Origin of the sequence: Bradyrhizobium sp. Ec3.3 (assembly GCF_000472925.1) — a bacterium.
In the GTDB taxonomy this organism is placed as follows: Bacteria; Pseudomonadota; Alphaproteobacteria; order Rhizobiales; family Xanthobacteraceae; genus Bradyrhizobium.
In genome coordinates this window covers 26476-32479 of the sequence record NZ_AXAS01000075.1, presented here as the reverse complement: position 1 = coordinate 32479, position 6004 = coordinate 26476, and the positions used below count along the sequence as shown (strand labels likewise).

The following is a 6004-nucleotide window of genomic DNA, read 5'->3' as shown; positions in this document are numbered from 1 at the left end:
GGCCGGGACGAAGGAACGACCGCCAGGCACGAACAAAGGAACAGCCATGAAATGAGGAGAGACCCATCGACGATGTAATCTTACCCGCCGAGGTCTGCGAGAAGATAAGACGAGTATGGAGGATCGGTCTTCCCGGCGCATGCGAACACTGGTGACCCGAATGGCCCGGTCGAGGCCTGACCGCTAATCAGTTCGCATGCGCGCTGATATCCATGATGGTCCGGAGCAACGCTCCAAACAGAGGCCGGATACATTGATGCAAGACCGCTCACCGCCAGGTCGTCGAAATCTTCTTGCAACGCGCGGCCGGACCATACATCGGGTCAGATTATAGGCCAGAACCGAGAGGGCCATCTCGGCGGCTACCCTTGGGAGAGTTTTGGTCAGGAAGTGCGTCGCTCCCATGCGTGCCTTCATCGTGCCGAACGGATGCTCGACGGTCTCGCGACGAAGGCGCATAGCGAGCGGGTTCGCATCGAGCCGCTGCTGCACGGCGTCGAGCAGATCCTCGTGCTCCCATCGCGTGATCCGTCGCTCTGACCCGGGCGTGCACTGGGGTTTGATCGAACAATTCTTACAGGCGTTGGTCCAGTAGCGCCGTAGCATCTTGTCGGCTTCTTCGTTTGTATAGCGATACGGCAATCGCTCCCCGGCCGGACAACGATAGGCGTCTTCCTCCGGCAAATAGACAAAGTCCTGCTTACCGAAGCGTCCGTCCGACTTGGCGCCCGAAGTCATCGGCTTGGGTAGAGTTACTGTGATGCCGGCCTCGTGGCAGGCGAGGATCTCCGGGCTGCTGAAGTAGCCGCGATCGGCAACGGCCCCGAGCGTCTCAGTCTTCAGAACAGCCTTCGCCTGCCTGGCCATATTGGCAAGTTGTGCCCGATCTGAGCCGCTGTTCGTCACCTCATGCGCGATGATCAGGTGATGGTCGGTATCGACGGCGACTTGGACATTGTAGCCGACAACGCCGGATCCGCGGCCAGTGGTTGCCATCGAACGGCTATCCGGATCGGTCAGGGAGATTTGCTGATCCGGCGAAGCAAGCATCTGCTTCTCGTAGGCAGCAAGCTTGCCCATCTCCCCCTTCAGCTTCGTCAGCTTCTCGGTAAGCCTCGTCACCTTCGCCGCCAGCGCCTCGCTCGGCTCCTGTCGGTCGGCCGTGTCAAGTTGGCTCAGATAGCGCGCGACGCTCTCCTCCAACTGAGCACGCCGCCGCTCCACCTTCGCGCGCGTGAAGTTCCTGTCCCGGTTGTTCACAGCCTTGAACTTGCTCCCATCAATGGCGACGCGCGCCGTCGTGAGAAGACCCATCCCGCGGCAGAGCTCGACAAAGCGCGCACAGACCTTACGCAGCCCCAGGCTGTTGTCCTTGCGGAAGTCCGCGATCGTCTTGTGATCGGGAGCAAGCCGACCCAGCAGCCACATCACCTCGATGTTGCGTCCGGCCTCTCGTTCCAGCCGCCGGCTTGACTGCACCCGGTTCAGATAGCCGTAGATGTAAAGCTTCAGGAGAACCGAGGGGTGATACGACGGCCGGCCAGTCGCCGCCGGCGTAACTCCACCGAAGCACATCTCGGCCAAATCAAGCGCATCGACAAACTCGTCGATCGCGCGAACAGGGTTGTTCTCGTCAATGAAATCATCGAGGCATTCAGGCAGGAGCATCCGTTGCCCACGATCCGCCTCCTCAACGAAGCGCCTCATCAATTCCCCCTCAGAATCACGGGAGAATCATAACAGCGGTACTGTGTTTTCACACGGCCAGGGTCATTCGCGACCGACTGAGCCAGCGGCAAGTCCGGGTATGGTCCGCTAAGCTGCCGCAAGCGGAAGTGAGGTATCCAACGCGCCGCAACAGGAGCGAACGATCACTGATGCGTCGCGGCGGTCGTCGTTATGGTCGCGCTGGCGGTACTGTGGCTGGCCCTGTAGCCGGAACCAACTGGCCATCGGCAACGGCGACAGCGTGAGCGTGTCCTACGTTGACTTCAAGCTGGATCATCACATCGCGCCGAAGGCGGTGTCGCCATCGCTCCATCTCGGCCTGATCGAGATCGAACCGGTTCGCGCCTCGTCAACGTGTTCCGGCTCACTAATCGGTGGCGCGGCATTGATGAGGTCGAGGCGAGGCGCGCGAGGTCAAGCCGCATCGGACCTTCGACAAGCCACCGGGACCGAAGCCGATGAAGCCCAATGCCGGTCGAGCGACTGGTGAGCGCGCTGGGCTCGAACCCAGGACCCCGTTCATGTGGCGCCGCCCAACGCGAAGCAGTAGACGGTATCGACGGCGTTCTTCGCGAAGCCCGGCGGTGGAGCGCAAAGGTGATTGCGGCCGTCGGGATTATCCCTGTTCCGCTCTATTTTCTGGGACGGAATGAGAATGTATTTCCCGTCCTCCCGGCGCTTCGCATAGATCTTGCCGTCGACAGATTTGATTTCGGTCGGGTAGCAGTCCGCATTGTTGCAACAGCTGAACGCCGGATTATCAGGCATGTGCCACGTCGAATAAAACCTCTCGTGCAGAAGCTGTTCCTGAGCGGGATGGTGGCTATGAGCGGCCTGGTTCTGCTCACCCTCCTGCGCATGGACGAACGTTGCCAGCAGGCCAAGAGCGCTCGAGAGGAGGAGCTTGCAAAGAAGGTTCAAGGCGCAGTCTCCTTGCTCACAACTCCAAAATGGTGCGCAATCTCCGGATGATCGTTGCTACAACCGTCTCAGGCCGCCTATGGAGTGATATCGGCTTCGCGGGCCTTTTTCTAAAAGGTCATCTCGCTTCCGCTCCGCACCTTGGGGCGGCAATTGATCTGCCTTTTCCCTTGCTGCTCTAGCTTCCTTGATAAGTCGCTCGCCCAGCGTCCTATCCTGTTTGTGCCGGTGGCGTTTCATGAACGTCCTCCCGTCGTGAAGTACGCTTTGCTTTAAAAACTCTCCCGGTGGCTCTAGCATTCAATGGAGAACATTACACCTTGTATCCATCAAGCGGAACATCAGTGCATCGTGCCCCGAGATTCGCAGCCCCGTCCGTGAGGTTTTTCCGACCCCGGACCTACCGGACACCAGGCGAGCCAAACGCCTCTCAGCGGCCCTTCCCCTGCGAAGAGGGTTGACCGATCTGCGCACATTGTTTTTGCTGATAAATTCATTATCCGACATTGTTTGCGACCTGATCTTGCCGCCGCCCCCTTGGGCGTCGCTCGGTAGAGCCTGTCGCGTTGTCCACCGCAATCCATAGCGGCTTGCCTGCGCCGTGCCAGGCGGCGCATCTTCCCGGCATGGGCACCAAATCACGCGAGACCATCTACGGCGGCTCGGTCCGGGCAGCGGCAGAGCGGGCGACAGAAGCACGCAAGGAAGCCGACCGGCTCGCCTGCGAGGCGTGGAATAAGAGCATGCTCGCCTTCAAGGGACCGGCGCAGCCATCGCCTACCCTGGGCGATGCCCTCAATGCGGGTTACCTCTATTTTGAAGTCCGATGTCTCGGTTGCGACATCAATCAGACCGTCGCCCTGGATATCGTGCGCAGACCGAAGTCAACGCCGATCCACGAGCTGGAGCGGCGCATGCGGTGCACGGATTGTTCGGAGTTGCGCGGCGGGGCTTGCAGAAGCGATCCAGCTCTCGCTCTTATAGACCTTTTCGGTCAGTGCGGCTTCCCGCCCAATTGGACGTGCCGCAGCTCAGCCTCTCGATCTGCCCGGAGGCATTGAAGGTCAACACCGCGGCAATTGCCCGGTCGCGCACGATATAGGAGATCATTGCTCCACCATCTGTCGGGTAGAGGTAGTCAAAACCGTACGCGGGGTTTTCCCTTATACGCTGGACCCAATAAGCTCGTAGGCTTTCTTTCTCGGTCACAATCTTTATGCTTCCGCAGCTGCAATGGATCACAGCGTCGTCGGCGAACATTTCTAAAATCGCATCGACATCGCCAGCGCGGTAGGCATCGAGCCAATCAACCGCAGCGGCCATCGGGTGAAAGGACATATTCCTCACCTACATGCCGTTGTCGCCCGTAGGTTAGGACGCGTCTGCTGAATTGCAACATGAAAGCGCAGCATGCTTTGGCGAACAGCGCCATGTGTGCACTTTGGCACCGATCTCAACATGCCAAGGGGCGTAAGTGTTGGCCCCCTGATGGGCAAAGATCGTCTGTTCTTGTGGCTGATGATCCTGCAGAGCCTGTTCACGCCGGTGATGCTCGTCCTCGGCCTGTTCCTGCAACGGTACTAGCAGTCAGTCAGCTTCTGACGCGCTCAGTCGTCCCGAGTTTGCGCGTGCTGACGGCCGACAATTGCCAAGCAAAAATCAAACCCCCGGTGAGACCGGGGGTTTGAGGGGTATGCGTTGCGGACTTGGAGTGATGGCAGGATGCCCAGCAGGGCCGGTTCCGTCAATTCACGTATGTTTACTCCGCTAAACAAAAGGGCCGCCTTGAGCCGGGGTAATTTCAGCTTATCTTTCGGCCATACTTTCTTTTTCCCTGCCGACCAACGCGGGGCTGGCTCAAGCCCGAGAACCGCTGCCTGGTCCCGGCCAACAGCTTCGCTGAGTACGCGCCCGAGCCGAACCCAGCGACCAAGAAAAAGGACGTGGTCTGGTTCGCGCTCAATGAGGATCGCCCGCTCTTCGCATTCGCGGGCATCTGGACAACCTTCAATGGTGATCGCGGCCCAAAGTCGAAGCGTGTGCCAGGGCCGCATCAGGTCTACGGCTTCCTGACGACCGCGGGAATGCGGTCGTTGCGCCGATCCACCCCAAGGCCATGCCGGTCATCCTGACCACGGACGAAGAGCGTGACGTCTGGATGCGCGCGCCGTGGGATGAGGCGAAGGCGTTGCAGCGGCCATTGCCGGATGATGCCCTGAAGGTCGTTGCGCGTGGTGAATCGAATGAAGATCGGGCCACCGCATGAAACTCACCGCCGAACGCCCCTTCACCAACCCGGAAGTCGCAGCGCGCAAGCTGGTCGAGATCGCCAGCGGCATTGAGCCCGTCCAAGACGGCCGCATCCACATGGAGAAGATAAACGCGCCGTTCCTGTACACACTGAAGGCGAGCGGTGAGGGGTTCGGCGCGGAGATTAAGATGGCGGTTGAGCGCGGCTGGCTCGAGCTGCACGAGAGTGGGACCTATGTCCGGCTCTTGAAAGGACTGGCATTGCAGTCACCTTGCCCAAGCACCTTATGTCGGACCCATCCCGAGATGCGTTCACCAGTTTCGGCGGCATTGTGCCGCACACCGGGAAGTAGGAGCCCTCTTTTGAATAGCCGTGTGACCGCTTAGGCTCTCGTTGAAGCCGCTCCTCAGACGGGATGTGCCGACATCTCCGTTAGGACTGAATGGGCAGCTGGGATGCTATCGGCAAGCATCGACTCCTAAACCGACAATTCTTTTGTGCCGGTCTCTCACGAGCACTCTCCGCGTGCACAGGACGCGCGGAATGCCGTCACATCGCTTTTGCCTCATGCGGTGCCTGCGAGGGAGGATATCTCCATGCCTAATCACCCCACAATTTCGACTGAACCCCTGACATCGTCAGCCTTGCCAACCACCACGGTCACTCGCCGTTTGCTCGTCGGCCGGGCCGGTATCGCGGTTGGCGCCGCTGTGCTTGCGTCTACTCCGAGCATGCCGGGAATCGCTGAGGCCGCAGAGCCTGTGAGCGCGGACGCGCGCCCCCTCGACGCGGAGTTCAAGCGCCGCGCCATCGAAGTCCGAGGGATCTGTGCGAGCAACAGCGAGAAAATTCCGATCGCTCCACACCCGACGAATGGCGATGAGGCGCGCTACACCAACAGGATCGGTTCCGATTCACGGGGCCTGCCGCATGATAAACGCAGCGAAGTAGAACAAGCGGCATGGCAGGCCCTCTATACTGCTTGCCAGTCGGGTGATCCCGCTGACTTCGAGAAGATCCCGCTAGGCGGTACTCGCAAACTGGTCAATCCGGTAGGCACAGAGGCCGTCAGTCTCAGCGGTATAAACCCTACTTAGATTGGAA

5 protein-coding genes and 2 pseudogenes are annotated in these 6004 nt (G+C 59.9%); 4 read left to right on the top strand and 3 right to left on the bottom strand.

The window, feature by feature from the left end:
• Positions 1-312: 312 nt before the first annotated feature.
• Both YUU_RS53510 and YUU_RS0140675 read right to left on the bottom strand, forming a co-directional pair.
• Positions 313-1707: pseudogene (locus tag YUU_RS53510) on the bottom strand (IS1182 family transposase); the annotation flags it as partial.
• Positions 1708-2247: 540 nt separating this feature from the next.
• Positions 2248-2649 carry a hypothetical protein gene (locus YUU_RS0140675; protein WP_027527400.1) on the bottom strand — a complete coding sequence of 134 codons (402 nt, stop codon included), beginning with the start codon at positions 2647-2649 and terminating at the stop codon, positions 2248-2250.
• 626 nt (positions 2650-3275) lie between these two features.
• Here YUU_RS0140675 and YUU_RS61780 point away from each other — a divergent pair.
• Positions 3276-3710 carry a hypothetical protein gene (locus YUU_RS61780; protein ID WP_371260567.1) on the top strand — a complete coding sequence of 145 codons (435 nt, stop codon included), beginning with the start codon at positions 3276-3278 and terminating at the stop codon, positions 3708-3710.
• Here YUU_RS61780 and YUU_RS0140670 read toward each other — a convergent pair.
• Positions 3628-3987 (bottom strand): nuclear transport factor 2 family protein, encoded by a 360-nt coding sequence (locus YUU_RS0140670; RefSeq protein WP_027527399.1) that lies wholly within the window; start codon positions 3985-3987, stop codon positions 3628-3630. The two genes, YUU_RS61780 and YUU_RS0140670, sit on opposite strands and share 83 nt — an antisense overlap.
• A gap of 509 nt (positions 3988-4496) precedes the next feature.
• Between YUU_RS0140670 and YUU_RS59460 the strand changes: the two are divergent.
• The 3 genes and pseudogenes from YUU_RS59460 to YUU_RS61775 form a co-directional block, all read left to right on the top strand.
• Positions 4497-4915 (top strand): annotated as a pseudogene (locus YUU_RS59460) (SOS response-associated peptidase family protein); the annotation flags it as partial.
• A complete protein-coding gene (locus YUU_RS62985; protein WP_371260566.1) occupies positions 4912-5286 on the top strand; it encodes a hypothetical protein in 375 nt (124 codons plus the stop codon). The pseudogene YUU_RS59460 and the gene YUU_RS62985, both read left to right, overlap by 4 nt.
• 210 nt (positions 5287-5496) lie before the next feature.
• On the top strand, positions 5497-5997 hold the full coding sequence (locus YUU_RS61775; protein WP_245288257.1) for a hypothetical protein: 501 nt from the start codon (positions 5497-5499) through the stop codon (positions 5995-5997).
• Positions 5998-6004 lie beyond the last annotated feature (7 nt).

What these genes read in the sequence shown, in the direction of transcription:
- YUU_RS62985 (WP_371260566.1), top strand. Translation starts at nt 4,912, where the DNA reads ATGAAACTCACCGCCGAACGCCCCTTCACCAACCCGGAAGTCGCAGCG.
- YUU_RS61775 (WP_245288257.1), top strand. Translation starts at nt 5,497, where the DNA reads ATGCCTAATCACCCCACAATTTCGACTGAACCCCTGACATCGTCAGCC.
- YUU_RS61780 (WP_371260567.1), top strand. Translation starts at nt 3,276, where the DNA reads ATGGGCACCAAATCACGCGAGACCATCTACGGCGGCTCGGTCCGGGCA.
- YUU_RS0140670 (WP_027527399.1), bottom strand. Translation starts at nt 3,987, where the DNA reads ATGTCCTTTCACCCGATGGCCGCTGCGGTTGATTGGCTCGATGCCTAC.